The sequence below is a fragment of the uncultured Rossellomorea sp. genome (assembly GCF_947488365.1).
GTDB lineage: Bacteria > Bacillota > Bacilli > Bacillales > Bacillaceae_B > Rossellomorea.
The window spans coordinates 345,143-360,049 of record NZ_CANKZT010000004.1 but is presented as its reverse complement, the minus strand read 5'-3'; the positions used below and the strand labels follow the sequence as shown (position 1 = coordinate 360,049).

Genomic DNA, 14,907 nt, shown 5'->3' with positions numbered 1-14,907 from the left:
AACGAAGTCTACGAAAACGCCTTTCATATCCAGCAGACCTTAACTTTTTTTCCCACTTCCCCCATCCTTTTTCATAATTCTCCTATTTTCGGAAACACTACAGGATAGACCATACATCGAACATGAGGGATTAGTATGTTTCCATTCTTTAAGAACAAGAAAAACGCCGATAACACGAAGAAAAAACAGACCTACGAAAACTTTAAGCAAGAAGCTGAGAAATCGGCTGACTATAAACAAGCCTTTTATCAAAACCCTTATACAGGGACCAAATTCAGTTTGCATTTCATTACCACTCTGATTGATGGAAAGATTCTGCAGGAGGATGTTCTCCCCTCCCTGCTTTCAAAAGATTTTCACTCCTTTGATGACCTAAAAACCTTGGTTCCTGTATTGGATATTCAAATTTCAAAAGATGAAGCGGATATCGAACAGAAGCTTTTTAATGGGTACACATTATTAACGATGGATGCCTCCAACCGGAAATTTGCCTTCATTGCAACGAAAAATGAAATGGGTAGAAAAGTTTCTCAACCAGAAGTGGAATTCAGTGTGGTTGGTCCGAAAGAAGCCTTTGTTGAATCTCTCAGTGACAACCTTAACCTGCTCCGCAAACGTCTCCCGATTAAAGAGCTGTTAGTGGAAGAATTCAACATTGGAAAACTGACACACACGAGAGTCGCTTTAGTCTATCTTGATGGATTAGTAGATGAAGCGAATGTGAATACGTTGCGTCAACGTTTGCGATCCGTGGATTTTGATCAAATCATGGATAGTTCATTTATTGAACAGCTCATTGCCGATAATAGCAATTCCCCTTTCCCCCAGTTATTGGATTCAGAACGACCAGATCGAGTCGCTTCTGTACTGGTGGAAGGGAAGGTGGCCGTGATGGTGGATGGATCGCCTCACGCATTGATTGGACCCACGACCCTTGTTGAGTTCTTTAATGCCTATGAGGATTACTTCCTGAATTTCTCGATTGCTTCATTCCTCCGTCTAGTGCGTGTTTTCGCAGTAGCATTCTCGATATTGATTACACCCGTATATGTTGCTGCGTTGACGTATCATTATGAACTTATCCCAAAGGATTTAATGGCCACTCTTGTCACATCCAGACAAGAAATTCCTTTGCCTCCTATATTAGAGGCGTTATTTCTCGAATTAACGATTGAATTATTGCGCGAGGCAGGAGCGCGCCTTCCAACCAAAGTTGGTCAAACCATCGGTATCGTTGGGGGGATCGTGATCGGGACTGCATCCGTTGAGGCAGGGATCACGAGTAACGTCCTGCTCATTTTAGTTGCCCTTGCTGCGCTTGCTTCCTTTACGACTCCCGTGTACCGCATGGGCAATACGATCCGCTTGCTCCGATTCCCCTTCTTGTTGTTCGCACAACTTTGGGGATTATTAGGAATCGTTTTCTGCTTCTGCTTGCTTATGGGACATCTCTTACAATTAACCTCCCTGGGCAGACCGTTCCTGGAGCCACTCTATCCACCGAGAATGAAGGATCTGAAAGACGCTCTGATCCGGTTCCCTTTTAGTAAACAAGCAGGTCGTCCAGAATATTTAAGAACAAAAAAACCATACAGGTTCCGTCCATCGGAAGGAAAGAAAAAGCTAGATATAGATGAATAAAGGTCGGAGGTGATCAGATGCAAACCATTCCAGATAGAAGAAAAATATCCCCTTTCCTTGTTTTCTTTCTCATTCATTCCATTCAAGTCGGGGCAGGGGTTCTTGGGTTCCAACGAATCATTTCCATGAATGCGGGGTATGATGGATGGATTTCTGTTATCCTGGCAGGTATCCTTACTCATGTTCTCATGTTCCTTATGTACCTTATTTTAGGTAAATCTGGAGGGGACCTTGTATCTGCTCATACTTTGGTTTTCGGGAAGTGGATTGGTAATATATTTAATTTATTATTCGCTCTCTATTTTAGCCTGCTGGTCATAACGATTATGAGGACGTATATCGAGGTGTTGCAAGTATGGATGTATCCCCGATTAAGTACGTTTATGTTTGCGTTGTTCTTCTTGCTTCTTGTCTACTATATTGTGAATGGGGGAGTCCGTACCATTGCAGGTACAGCATTTTTTGGAACTGTGCTGCCCAGTTATCTGATTTTAACCTTTGCGTTTACGTTTAAATACGCAGATTTCCGAAATATTTTACCAGTATTTGATCACACCATCAAAGATATATTGATTTCCACAAAAAATATGTCACTTACCTATCTGGGATACGAATCCATACTGATGCTCTATCCCTATATTAAAGATGCGAAAAAGTCTCAAAAATATGCTCATTGGGGGTTAATTACAACAACGATAATATACACCCTGATTGCCATTATTTCTTTTGCATTTTTCAGTCAAAAGCAATTAGAAAAGACTGTCTGGGCCACCCTTTCCATGTGGAAGATCGTTGAAATGCCCTTTGTTGAACGTTTTGAATATATCGGTATCGCCAATTGGTGCTTAGTGATTCTGCCCAACGTGTGCATCTCTCTCTGGTGTGCCAGCAGGATCATTAAGCGAATGACTCCTTTGAGACATCGTCATGCACTGATCATTATTTGTATCCTCTGTCTATGCGTCTTAACTTTTATCACTGACAGAAAACAGGTTAATTTCTTGAATACGGTTTCAGGACAAATCGGTTTTTATTTCAACTTTTTTTACATACCTGCTCTCTTAGTACTGGTGACTATCATGAAGAAGGTGAGACAAAAACAATGAAACAACTTTCCTTGATCATATTACTCATTTGTTCTCTGTTCCTATCTGGATGTGTAGAAAAGGAAATTCTTGACGATTTATATGTTGAAACCGGAAAAGCCTATGATTATGGAGGAGAGAATAAAATAAGAGGGACAGCCCTGTTCCCCATTTATTTATCCGATAAATCCATTCAAAACGGAACGCTGTCTGCAGAAGCATCATCCACTCGGGAAGTGTTGGAGAAATTAGAAAGAAGGGCGCAACAGCCCCTTGTAAGAGGAAGCTTGGATGTCGTGTTGATAGGAGAAAAACTGGCCAAAAAAGGCATTATCGATATTGGAGACTCCCTGCAAAGAGACGCCAGTGTTGGGGCAAGGGTATATATAACGGTAACCGAAGGCGAAGCAGGGGAACTCATCAAAGGGAACTATGGCTTAAGAGGAAATGGAACGTATCTTTCTAACTTGATCACCCACAATATCACCCGAAGGGAATTGCCGGAAACAAATCTACATTTATTTCTATTCGACTATTTTCAAGAAGGACAGACACCGTATCTCCCCATATTAAAGAAGCTAACGAATGAAAGTGTAGCCATTACAGGTGTTGCCCTCTTCGATAAAGACAAAATGGTCAAAAAGATTCCCGCTGAGGAAATGTTCTTCTTTAAATTATTAGTGGATAAACTTGCTGAAGGAAGCCATGTCATCAAAATGGGGAAAAAGCCTGGCGCTGCCGAAAAAACGGTTGAGGCTTCTGTAACGAGTCTAATCACTAAGCACAAAATTATGATTAAACATAAAGCTGATCCTGTTGAAGTGACAATGAGAATCAAGGTTAGGGGAATTGTCAGAGAGTATACCGGAAAAAAATTGACACCTGATAAAGTGGGAGAAGTTGAGAAAAAAATGGAAAAGGATATAGAAGAAACGTGCTTAGCCATGCTGAAGGAGTTTCAGGAATTAGGCATCGACCCTGTAGGCATCGGACAAAATCAAAAACATGGAGTACGTGGCTTCGATATTAAGGAATGGGAAGGAAGCATCTACCCCAGGGTGAAATTCAATGTGGAGGCAAATGTAAAGATATTAGAGGCCGGTACTGTGGAATAATAGCAAGAGAAAGGCTCCCCTGGGCGGGAGCCTTTCTTTTTTAACTCAGATAAATAACACGTTTACTTTCCGCGCTATCTTTACATGCTTCAATCAATTCTATCACGCCTAAAGCATCTTCAGGTTTTACAGGAAGAGATTTGCTCTCTCTTAATGTCTTATATATCCCTTTGTAGTATTGAGTATAATCTCCCTTTTCAGAAGGAATGACTTCTGAGGTCACTTCGTCATCAGAAATGGTTGTCAACGTACCCCAGTTTTCTTCATCTTCCATACCCCAATCTTCAATAAGAGGATTTTTCTCAGCTTTTAAATCATCTTCCTGACGATCCATTCCGTGCTTCACGAAGCTTCCTTTTAATCCATGAACCTGATATCGCGGTCCTGGATCAAGGACGATAGAACGAGAGTACAACTGCACCCTCAATACGTCATACCCGAGTGTAATGTGGAAATAATCTTCCGCTTTTTCCGGATTTCTTTGTGGAAACACATCTGCCTGCACCCAATGTGGTGCACCAAACAGGGCCAGTGCTTGATCCAGGAGGTGTGAGCCCAAGTCATATAGCACACCGGCTCCCTCGATTTTATTTTCTTTCCAACGGTCTTTAATAGTCGGGCGGAAACGGTCGAAGTGGGCTTCATATGTATAGATTTGTCCTAGAGCTTCTTCTTGGAGTAATTTTTGGATGGTTAAAAAGTCGGCATCCCATCGTCGGTTATGGAAGACAGAAAGATGCAAGCCTCTCTCTTTCGCTAAAGCTATCAGCTCTTTTCCTTCGACACTATTCGTCACAAATGGCTTCTCTACCACGACATGTTTATCAGCTAGTAAAGCCTGCTTAATCATGGCATAGTGAAGATGGTTCGGCGTTGTGATCACCACTAATTCGATGTCTTGTTGAAGTAAATCTTCAAGGGACGACACCACTGTTGTACCCTCAATGTCTTTCAACACTTTCTCTTCATCAGATGAAAGCACCGCTTCAATATGAAACTCCTCCAAATGTGAGAGTAACGGGCGATGAAAACTTTGTCCTGAAAAACCGTATCCTACTAATCCAACTTTGATCGGTTGCATAATGTCACCTTTTTCTTTCAAAATGTATTCCCATATTATCATGTACAAGTTCAGACGAAAAATGATTCGTTTTACAATTGATTGTTTGTTTGTATAAAATAATGTAGAAAGGGAGGTTAACAACATGCAATCAATCAAAAACAAAGAAACCTTTGAAGATTTAATCACTTCGGCAGAGCCGGTGATCGTGAAATTCCATGCAGACTGGTGTCCTGACTGCCGTCGTATGGATATGTTCATTGATGAGATCATGGAAGAGTTCGGTCAATATAAATGGTACGACATTAATAAAGACGAATTTCCTGAAATCGCCGAAAAATATGACGTCATGGGCATCCCCAGCCTGCTGGTTTACAAAAACGGCGAAAAAATCGCTCACCTGCACAGCGCCAACGCCAAAACACCAGAACAGGTAACAGAATTCCTTGGCGCACTATAATCCAGAGGTCCGTCCCCGTTTATGCAGAGGGACGGACCTTTCATTTAAGTCACTTCAAACCATTAATTGATATTCCCCTTTCCATCTACATAAACGGTTTGAATAATCGTTCTCTGAAATTTGTTTCCCTCCTGGGTTTCTCCTTCTATATCGATGGTGATGTTATGGACTCCTTCTTCAAATTCAGCTAAAGGCAAAGAAGATAGATCTTCAGTTGTAATGAGGGTGGTTTGCTTTTTGTTTCCGCTCTTCATTGGGATATGGTGAATGGTATATGTTTTCTTCACAGGTTTGTCGAGTATATTCCATGAACCCATTAAAGATTCTCCATCACCCGTCAATTGATTCCCTCCTTTACTAACCCCTTTCTGAAACAGAATGGTCAGCATGTATTTTTCACTTTGACTATTATGTGCCCTCATTTCCCACTGTCCCAAAAGGGGCTTGGAAATGATAATGGAATGATGATAAGCGCCTGGGAAAAAGCCTGTCGCATCTTCCGTAATCATGAACTGTTTATACACTTGCCCGTTCGGACTAACGAGCTCATAGAGCGTAAACTGTTGATCACTGATCCAGTCCACCGAGATTTTCTCTACCTCTTCCTCGACAGAAAATTTCTCCACTCCAATACCCATAAATGCCCCGCCTCTATGGAGGACCGATGTTTCTCCCTCTTTTGCATGCTCGCTCACGGCAGCATAGGATATCTCTTGCACCTCTTCTGTTAAGAGATCCTTTAAATAAGGGAAGATCTCCCCGCCTTCTTTTATCGTCGTATGAGACCAATCCCGGACCTGCACCTCACCCCCATACGGAAGGCGTGAACTTGTTACCAGAACCGCTCCATCACTTTGTCCAAATCGGCTTAAGTATAACCCGCCCCAAAACAATTCAGAATTCACCCCTCCCCATCCTGTACCACCGAATGTATAGAATGGGGTGGCTTTGGCGAGATCAAGTTCGTCCGTCTGGGAACGAAAAGATTTCATATATCCCGTTTGCAAGGAGAACACGGCATTATTTTTACTCTTTAAAGCATCCGTTAACCAGCCGGCCCATTTACTATAGGCAAGGTCTGCAAGCTCTGATCCATGATGAGGAGACGAAAGAGTGATGACTCTCTCTACATAGGGTCCGGCACCATAATGAACCAATGCGGTTTGAACATCGATCCCTCCCTTACTATGCCCCACAACCACTACCTTCCTCTTAAAATAGTCGTAAATCTCACGAAGCTTCCCCTCTAAAATCTGCCCATTTTTCCACATATCTTCGTCTGGATGCAAATCAATGAAAACGGCTTGGTGCCCATATTTCCGTGTGAATTCCTGTAGATCGTTTTCTCTAATCCACGTGTCTGATGAGGCATGAATTCCATGAATAAATAAAATCGGATATCCCTCCGACCCTTCTGCCATTTCATCCACAAACCACCTGCCCGGTATTCCAGACGCATTCTTCATCCCTTCCATTTTCTCATGCAATTCTATTACCTCCCTCTAGATTCCTATCTTCATTATCGTTTAGAAGAATCAAAATATCAGCAGGAATGTTAAATATAGGCATATAGATACAAGCTCCATGTTCGCAGTGCATCTTATCCAGAAGTCCAGTTTCATAATTTGTCATCAATACGATAAACTAAAAAAAATCCAGGCGCGTTCATGCGCCTGGATTTTTCCATCTATTAAACTTCCACTGTAAAAGCAGGGATCGGGTCTTTAAATCCAGTCCAATCCTCTGTCATTTCTTTTTCTGTTAGCAAGCAGCTATCCAATGACTGCTCGATTTCTTCCCTGTTCATCTCAAGACCGATAAACACGATTTCATTCATTCGATCCCCATAAACAGGGTCCCATTTCTCTGCTAATTCCACTTCTTCAGCAAGGATTTCTTTTCTCTCATCTTCAGGATAAGCAGCTACCCATTCCCCTGCTCCCTGGATGATGATCGAAGGGCCTGCCTGGGACAATAAGCCCGTCATGTCGTTACGGGTCGGCAGCCAAAAGAAGCCCTTTGCACGCACGATGTCTACCGGCCAATCCTCCATCCAAGCCATGAAACGTTCTGGGTGAAAAGGCTTGTTACGGCGATAGACAAAAGAAGAAATTCCATATTCCTCAGTCTCGGGTGTATGTTCTTCTTGTAATTCTTTTATCCACCCGGCTGCCTGGCTTGCTTTTTCAAAATCGAATAGTCGGGTGTTCAGTACGTAATCTAATGAAATCTTAGAATGTGAGGTTTCGATGATTCTCGCTTCCGGGTTCAACTTATGAAGAACAGCTTTTAATTCTATTACATCCACTTCTTCCACTAAGTCTATTTTATTTAACACAATCACATTCGCAAACTCTATTTGATCAATCAGCAAATCCACTACTTCCCTTGTATCCCCTTCGTCTGTTGCCTCAGAGCGATCCAGCAACGTTTCACCACTTGCAAAATCATGCCAGAATCGATTGGCATCCACAACCGTCACCATTGTATCCAGTCTTGTGTTTCTTGTTAAATCAATGTCCATCTCCTCATCCATATATGTGAATGTTTGAGCTACAGGAATCGGTTCCGAGATCCCGGTAGACTCGATCACAATATAATCGATATTCCCCTGATCGACCAATCGCTGGACTTCTATCATTAAATCTTCCCTTAAGGTGCAGCAAATACAACCATTTTGAAGCTCGACTAGTTTTTCTTCTGTTCTAGTGAATCCGCCACTCTTCACGAGGGACGCATCGATATTCACTTCACTCATATCATTCACAATAACCGCTATTCGCTTATCTTCCCGATTATGTAAAATATGATTTAATAATGTCGTCTTGCCTGATCCTAAATAACCGCTTAATACTGTTACTGGTACTTTCATAATAAACATTCATCTCCTTTTAAATTCGAAATCATTACGATTTAAGTTGTATGGTTCACTATTCTTTCTGCTGCTTTCCTTGCACCTGAAATATTACGCGAGGGCGGCCCGATTTCTAACTCAGCCAGTGGTCCCGTAACAAATAAATGATTACACCATGACAAGTCCTCTTTCACTATCGGAAAACCACATTTCGCACACGCTAACTTTTCTTTTTGAATGAGTTTTTGCAGCCAGTCCACTTTCATGACCTCTCTTGAAAATCCGGTGGCAAATAGTATCGTCTTTGCTTTTACACTCGACTCTGCCTTCGTTAAATGCAGTATAATCTCATCGCCTAATACATCCCATGATTGGATTTCATCTTGGATAAAGGTGAACGTGTTGCTTCGTTTCAAATTTCTCAACTTATTAGCTAATTCACTTGGCATAGACCCTTTATGACGGGCATGATCAATGACCTCTCTTCTGTGTTCGTACCTGTGAATATTTACAAATCCATTCATGTATTTAGGTCCAAGCCAGCCTGGATCACTATCAAAATCGTTTACTCTATAAGGGTGACGGGCTATTTGATATACATGTCCGGGGAATTGTTTGCTTAGCTTAACCACCATGTGGGCAGCGGAGATCCCTCCACCTATCACGACGATTGGTGGCTCTATTCTCAGAAGGGACTCAGCAAATAAATGTCCAACTTGTTTTGGGCGTGACGCAACAAGAGCACTTCCCCAAGAGGGATAAGCCAATTTATTATTCATTCCCGTTGCAATCACAATGTTATTCCCATGAAAATGGTCCAAACTACTGGTTCTTACTATCCAACCGTTATCTCCTTTCTCAACGTGGTCCACCTTTCCCTGAAACCAGGCTTTAGATATTTTTATTCCTTCCAAGACAGCGTTACTATGCTGATTGAATAGAGTAAGAGCCGGCCGCTTATATGGTCCGTAGAAATTTTCTCCTCCACCCTTCTTAAAGGATTTCAGACTAAATGGATGTGTATCCAAATGGTGGACAAAAGGTGAACGCAAATACGGCATGTCAATTAAACCAGTCAGCCTTTTCCATTTAAATAATGGCCCTGGGTAAGGATCAATTACACATATCTTATGAATTGGCACCTTTTTCTTTTTCACAAGATACGTAGCCACGGTGCATTCATGGATACCTCCACCGATTATGATCCATTCATACATATTCTCACCACCTGATTATGCCTATTAAAACGAAATAATTACGATTTATTGATTATGAGAGAATCCTTACTTACATAAAAGTAAGGATTCTTTCGTTTATTCAATTTTAATGAAAAACTCTTCTACATAAGGATTAGCAGGCGGGTCGATTACTTCAAACACCGGATTCTTTATTACAGGCATTTCCTGACCATTAAAATCTACCTTATCAATCACGCCACTCACATTAATCCATGTATCTGGTTCCAGTTTACTCAGTTCTGAATCACGTGCCAATAAACCATAAACCGAGGCATCAGCTACGCAGCATGTAACGGTGAAACGGGAAATGACCAATTCTTCCTCTGCAAATCCTTCATCTTTATAAACAAAACCTGTAAGCTGAATTTCTTTACCGACGAAGTTGTCAAGATTTTCATCCACAATACTTAATGTTTGAATATATTGTTCATCTCTTACGAATATTTTTTCTTTTTTATTTACTATCTCTTTCAACTTGTCGAAATCCTTTTCCACAGGAAACTCATCATACGGTCCGAGGGTAGGCTCAGTTGCAAACGAATTTTTTTCTGCACTCTCACCTTGATTTACTCCGTTTTGTTCACTGGATGGGGGTGTTGAGAATAGACTATTCCCCACTTTCACCCCTCTCTTAGCCGCAACGGAACTATCCAATAAGTTATCTGGCAGGAGGAATCCCACCACAATTGGAAAAATAAATAGAGCATATACCATGCTGGACCTGATGAACCCTTTAGGCAGTTCATGACCTTCGCAACCACAATGGTGTTCTTTTGCAGAGGCTGAAGATGTACCCCGGATGATTTGAATCGCCCCCAGGAGAATGAAGACCCCCAGAGCAAAATACATATAACCATGCATTTTGGGTGCGACAAAGTTTTGCAAATTAAACGTTAAAAATAGTTTCAATACCAAGAGAGCATAACCAATTAAGATGATCCCTCTGATGAATGTATGGAATTGGATGGATTGTTTCACTCCTCTAGCCTCCTTTACACAAATACTTGGAATACAAGCGTGCAAATATATACTACGATTGTCACGATTCCAATAAAGATCAACACGAATTTTTTATTAAAGTAAGCAAGCATCAATAATGTATTCTTGAAATCAATCATCGGCCCATACACTAAAAATGCCAAAAGGGATGATGCAGAAAAGATACTGCCGAAAGACGAAGCCACGAATGCATCTGCTTCTGAACATAGTGAAATAATATAGGCAAACCCCATCATAACAGCCGGTGCAAGAACCTCATTCGTCCCAATCCCCACTAACAATTCTCTATCAAGATATGTCTGAAATCCCGCTGCAACAAATGCTCCGATGATAAGGAATTTGCCCATGTCAAAAAATTCATCACTGGCATGTACAATTGTCTGCATTAGTTTATTGGATGAGTGATCGTGATGATGCTCTTGGACACGCGCTTTCTGTATTAGCGGGTTTCTCTTTCCATAAAACCTGTACAATAGAGCCCCAATGATTAAGGCAGCTATTAAAGCAATACCCATCCTCCCCCAGACAACCGTCATATTATTTTGGAACGCATAGTAAGTAGATGCGAAGACAATCGGATTTAAAATAGGGGCTGTAACCATGACGACAATCGCAAGATGGGCAGGCATCCCTTTTTTAATTAACCTCCTGGCCACCGGTACAATCGCACATTCACATACAGGAAGCAATGCCCCTACTACAGCTGCAGGAAACAAAGCCAGGTAGGGGAACCTCTTCGGAATGATTTTTTGTAATAACCTCTCAGACACAAATACTTGAATAAGTGCTGATGCGAAGACACCGATTAAGATAAAAGGGATCGCTTCTAAGAGGATACTCAAGAATATGGTAATGACATTCGCCATCGAAGAGGTAAGAAACTCTTCCGGGACATAGACTTTCACCCAATCTCCCGCTAAAAAAAGAACAATGAATAACAAAAATAATAGTATCCCTGTCATCTCTTGACTAAAGCTCCTCAAAGAATTCATTCGTTTACGTTTCCTTTCTTTAGACTGCATTTATTAATCGTAATCATTTCGCTTTACATTATACCTTATTCTTGTCCCAAAAAACTATGCTAAATTATTTTTAATCTTTCTTTAACATTTCAATTCTGCATAACCTAAAGTTATTCTTCAAAAACTAAAGATGAATTGAATAGATTGGAGGGGATTCATATGACGAAAAAGGTCAACAAAGGCAGTGAAAATCAAAATTCACCCAAGCGTGGCACAACAGAGTTTGCTACTGAAATCACGAGTGGAGACAACAGTAAGGGAAATAAACATAATAAAAATCAGCGTAACAAAACGAAATAACAAAAACCTGTCCGATGGAAAATCGGGCAGGTTTTTGTTATTTATAGGTAAAGGATTCAGCTGGTACTCTTACTCATCATCACTGGTAATCTTTACCGCGGCTGTATTATTTTGAATATAAGTGGGCGGCGCCGGATCAGCTTCTTTTTCATTACTTCCATAAAATCTTTCATTCAATTCCATATTTGCTTCTGTAGTCGATGTTCTTTCATCCTGTTTCTTCATGTCATCACCCTTTCACTATTAGCGTATCGGATTCAAAATGAAATATACGCTCATTTTTTTCTAAAAAAAGGACAAACTAACCAATGAAAATAGACTATAAGGAGGAAATGAAGAATGGATTATAATCGTGCAAAACAGATATTATCTTCTTCAGCTGATATTGAAGTAAAATATAAAGATGCATCTGTCTGGATCGACTCTGTTAATGAAGACGGTCAAACAGCCGTTGTTCATCTTCGCGGACCATTAGAAGAACGTTCCGAAGTAAGTGTTTCAGATTTAGAAGAAGCATAGACGGAGAAAAGACCATGCATTCCACCCCAAAAGGAGGGGGAATCATGGTCTCATCTATCTTAAGATGCTTATTTATTATCTTTGATTTTCCCTTTGTTTTTAAGAAGTTCAAAGATCATTTTTGCTTGATCTGTGTTATCGATCATACCGGAGAATTTCTCTTTTTGTGGACCAAATGCATACACAGGAACGTCATCTCCTGTATGCCCATCCGTTGTCCAGCCAGTACCTGAACGTTTGTCGAAGATTTTCTCGATGGCATTATCGATTTCGGTTTGATCGCCTTTTTCTGCTGCTTTTTTCACAGAAGCGATTTCCTCTTCCGTTAACTCAAGGTCGATGTTTTCGGCTAATGTTTCTTCCACTGAAGCACCGTTCACAATTTGTTCAGCCATGAAGTCTGGTGTTTTCTTTGCAGCTTGAATCGGTGCCGGATCCCAATTATATTCACCGTCTGCCCCGATCGAGATTCCCCCTGTAGAATGGTCTGCTGTAACAACTACCAATGTTTCACCATTTTCTTTTGCAAAATCCCTTACTGCTTCAAGTGCCTTCTCAAAGTCTCTCATTTCACTCATAGCCCCGACCACATCATTATCGTGACCAGCCCAGTCGATTTGGCTGCCTTCCACCATAAGGAAGAATCCGTCCTCGTCCCCTTTTAAACGGTCGAGTGCAGATGTCGTCATATCCGCTAAGCTTGGCTGTTCTTTATCACGGTCGATCATCTTGTCCATTCCCACTTCAGAGAAAAGACCAAGAACTTGTTTGTTGTCGTCATTTTTCAGTTCTTCGGCGGATTTTACATAGCTGTAGCCATCCTTTTGGAACTCCTCAGCAAGGTTACGGTCATCACGTTCGAAGAAGTCCGTCCCCCCACCTAACATGACGTCTATCTTATGTTCTCCATTAATCATTTCATCATAGTAGTCATCCGCAATCGCATTTTCGCTTTTACGCTGCTCTTCATGCGCACCATAAGATGCCGGAGTGGCATGGGTGATTTCTGATGTTGCTACGATTCCTGTAGACATGCCGTTTTCTTTCGCCTGCTCTAATACCGTTTTAACATCTGTTTTATCATTATCGACAGCAATCGCATTATTGTAAGTTTTGACTCCGCCGCTCATTGCTGTCGCAGCAGCTGCTGAATCTGTCACGTTTTCTTTCTCATCCTCTGGATAAGTGGATTGTAATCCGACAAGGTAAGGATCGAATGCCGTTTTTTCCATCTCAACTGTTTCAGGATTGTCATTCATATAGCGAAGCGCCGTTGTATAAGGAACGCCCATTCCATCACCGATCATAAAGATGACGTTTTTGGCTTTGCCGTTCTTGGATTCCTTCGCTTGTGCTTCTGTGTTGTCTTGATTCATTCCTATTACACTTCCAAGAGCTAATGTTGACACAACCGCTAACGGAAGAATCTTCTTCATTGATTTCTTCATTTACCCTACCTCCTATAAGTTCGACTACATATGTAGAATAAAGGGGAAATATGAAGAACCATTTGCAAAAGGACTACAGGAGTGTAAAGCTTCTGTAAAATGAAGAAAAACAGGTATAAAGCCACCTGTTTTTCATTAATGAATCTATTCAGTTCATAGTCAATAAGACTTCTATTCTCTAATCAGGGGAAGCGTACAACAACGGAATGAGCCCCCAGACTTGATGATTTCGGATAAATCCAGTTCAATCACGTCAAAACCTTTTGATCTGATTCGTTCATTCAAATCTTGATTTAGAGTAAGACTGATGATTTTCCCATCACCGATTGCTAATACATTGGGTCCCATTTGAAATTGTTCATCATCCGTTACAGTGATGATATTGTAATGCAACTTGATCTTCTCAAGATCCTCTTTTGAAAAGGCAGGTGGATACACAAGGGCCCACCCCTCTGATATGATCGTAAATACACAATCCAAATGAAGAATTCCTTCTTTTAAAGGTAACTCATGAACGGTATATTGGGGGAGCTGATTTCGTAACGATTGGATGGCCAATTGGTTCGTCCGTCCACTCACTCCGATCCAAATATTCTGCTCATCAACGAGCACATCCCCTCCTTCAATGGAATGGAGAAGTTCATGATAAGGCACGTCATTCGTTTCCAGCCAATTCTTCAGCGTTTTCACTTCGCCCCGCCTGACATCGGTATTCATCGATGCAACGAAGAATTGATCATGAATCGTGAAACCGATGTCCCTTGTGAAGACTTGTTCATTAAACTCTGGTGATGGTTGAAGGTGAATGACCTCTGAACCATTTTTCTCTAACGTATCAACAAAGTTTTTATGTTGCTGTACCGCATTATCTATATTGATATTTTCCTTTAGGAAATGCTTTTGAGTCTCATTTATGATTTCATTTATTTGCATATTTTCAGGTGAAACAACAACCACTTTCTTTAACTTTCCATACTCATTGGAACAATGGGTTTTAGATTTTGGAACCAACGGGGAATTTAAACTCATCTTTACGCCCTCCATTTATATACTCTTAAAAACTGCTTTTCCCTGTTATTATGCTGATAAAACTTCCTTTTTATAATTTATGCTGAAGAAGCCTAAACAGGGACGACAGGTATAGTTAATGGGTGTTATATGGGCTA

15 protein-coding genes are annotated in these 14,907 nt (G+C 41.0%); 6 read left to right on the top strand and 9 right to left on the bottom strand.

Annotated elements, in window-relative coordinates; translation table 11 throughout:
• The first annotated feature begins 135 nt into the window (after nt 1-135).
• From Q1B03_RS16225 to Q1B03_RS16215, 3 genes are read left to right on the top strand one after another with little or no spacing between them, the layout of a single operon-like run.
• Nucleotides 136-1,641, top strand: a complete 1,506-nt coding sequence (locus tag Q1B03_RS16225) for a spore germination protein (RefSeq protein ID WP_299743579.1) — start codon at nt 136-138, stop codon at nt 1,639-1,641.
• Between the two features lie 17 nt (nt 1,642-1,658).
• The gene (locus tag Q1B03_RS16220) at nt 1,659-2,747 is read left to right on the top strand and encodes a GerAB/ArcD/ProY family transporter (protein WP_299743576.1); all 1,089 of its coding nucleotides are present in this window, start codon (nt 1,659-1,661) and stop codon (nt 2,745-2,747) included.
• On the top strand, nt 2,744-3,841 hold the full coding sequence (locus Q1B03_RS16215; RefSeq protein WP_299743573.1) for a Ger(x)C family spore germination protein: 1,098 nt from the start codon (nt 2,744-2,746) through the stop codon (nt 3,839-3,841). Before Q1B03_RS16220 ends, Q1B03_RS16215 begins: the two co-directional genes overlap by 4 nt.
• 40 nt (nt 3,842-3,881) lie before the next feature.
• On the opposite strand, the gene Q1B03_RS16210 is transcribed toward Q1B03_RS16215, so the two are convergent.
• A complete protein-coding gene (locus Q1B03_RS16210; RefSeq protein WP_299743571.1) occupies nt 3,882-4,922 on the bottom strand; it encodes an oxidoreductase in 1,041 nt (346 codons plus the stop codon).
• A gap of 124 nt (nt 4,923-5,046) precedes the next feature.
• Here Q1B03_RS16210 and Q1B03_RS16205 point away from each other — a divergent pair, with 124 nt between their 5' ends.
• Nucleotides 5,047-5,361 (top strand): thioredoxin family protein, encoded by a 315-nt coding sequence (locus Q1B03_RS16205; RefSeq protein ID WP_299743568.1) that lies wholly within the window; start codon nt 5,047-5,049, stop codon nt 5,359-5,361.
• A gap of 62 nt (nt 5,362-5,423) precedes the next feature.
• On the opposite strand, the gene Q1B03_RS16200 is transcribed toward Q1B03_RS16205, so the two are convergent.
• From Q1B03_RS16200 to Q1B03_RS16180, 5 genes are all read right to left on the bottom strand, one after another.
• Nucleotides 5,424-6,848, bottom strand: a complete 1,425-nt coding sequence (locus tag Q1B03_RS16200) for a triacylglycerol lipase (protein ID WP_299743565.1) — start codon at nt 6,846-6,848, stop codon at nt 5,424-5,426.
• A gap of 203 nt (nt 6,849-7,051) precedes the next feature.
• Nucleotides 7,052-8,233 carry a GTP-binding protein gene (locus Q1B03_RS16195; RefSeq protein WP_299743562.1) on the bottom strand — a complete coding sequence of 394 codons (1,182 nt, stop codon included), beginning with the start codon at nt 8,231-8,233 and terminating at the stop codon, nt 7,052-7,054.
• Between the two features lie 41 nt (nt 8,234-8,274).
• A complete protein-coding gene (locus tag Q1B03_RS16190; RefSeq protein ID WP_299743559.1) occupies nt 8,275-9,432 on the bottom strand; it encodes a hypothetical protein in 1,158 nt (385 codons plus the stop codon).
• A 96-nt stretch (nt 9,433-9,528) separates the two neighbouring features.
• On the bottom strand, nt 9,529-10,431 hold the full coding sequence (locus tag Q1B03_RS16185) for a TIGR03943 family putative permease subunit (protein WP_299743556.1): 903 nt from the start codon (nt 10,429-10,431) through the stop codon (nt 9,529-9,531).
• A 14-nt stretch (nt 10,432-10,445) separates the two neighbouring features.
• Nucleotides 10,446-11,444 (bottom strand): permease, encoded by a 999-nt coding sequence (locus tag Q1B03_RS16180; protein ID WP_299743553.1) that lies wholly within the window; start codon nt 11,442-11,444, stop codon nt 10,446-10,448.
• A gap of 189 nt (nt 11,445-11,633) precedes the next feature.
• Here Q1B03_RS16180 and Q1B03_RS16175 point away from each other — a divergent pair, with 189 nt between their 5' ends.
• Entirely contained in the window at nt 11,634-11,774 is a 141-nt protein-coding gene (locus tag Q1B03_RS16175; protein ID WP_299743551.1) for a hypothetical protein, read from the top strand.
• 69 nt (nt 11,775-11,843) lie between these two features.
• Here Q1B03_RS16175 and Q1B03_RS16170 read toward each other — a convergent pair whose 3' ends face one another.
• On the bottom strand, nt 11,844-11,999 hold the full coding sequence (locus tag Q1B03_RS16170; RefSeq protein WP_299743548.1) for a hypothetical protein: 156 nt from the start codon (nt 11,997-11,999) through the stop codon (nt 11,844-11,846).
• Nucleotides 12,000-12,113: 114 nt separating this feature from the next.
• On the opposite strand from Q1B03_RS16170, the gene Q1B03_RS16165 reads away from it, so the two are divergent.
• Nucleotides 12,114-12,293: an H-type small acid-soluble spore protein gene (locus Q1B03_RS16165; protein ID WP_299743545.1), complete on the top strand. Its 180-nt coding sequence runs from the start codon at nt 12,114-12,116 to the stop codon at nt 12,291-12,293.
• 68 nt (nt 12,294-12,361) lie between these two features.
• Here Q1B03_RS16165 and Q1B03_RS16160 read toward each other — a convergent pair whose 3' ends face one another.
• Complete coding sequence (locus Q1B03_RS16160) at nt 12,362-13,741, bottom strand: alkaline phosphatase (RefSeq protein ID WP_299743542.1); 1,380 nt, start codon at nt 13,739-13,741, stop codon at nt 12,362-12,364.
• Between the two features lie 171 nt (nt 13,742-13,912).
• Nucleotides 13,913-14,770, bottom strand: coding sequence for a dimethylarginine dimethylaminohydrolase family protein (locus tag Q1B03_RS16155; protein WP_299743539.1), 858 nt, complete (start codon nt 14,768-14,770; stop codon nt 13,913-13,915).
• Between the last annotated feature and the right edge of the window lie 137 nt (nt 14,771-14,907).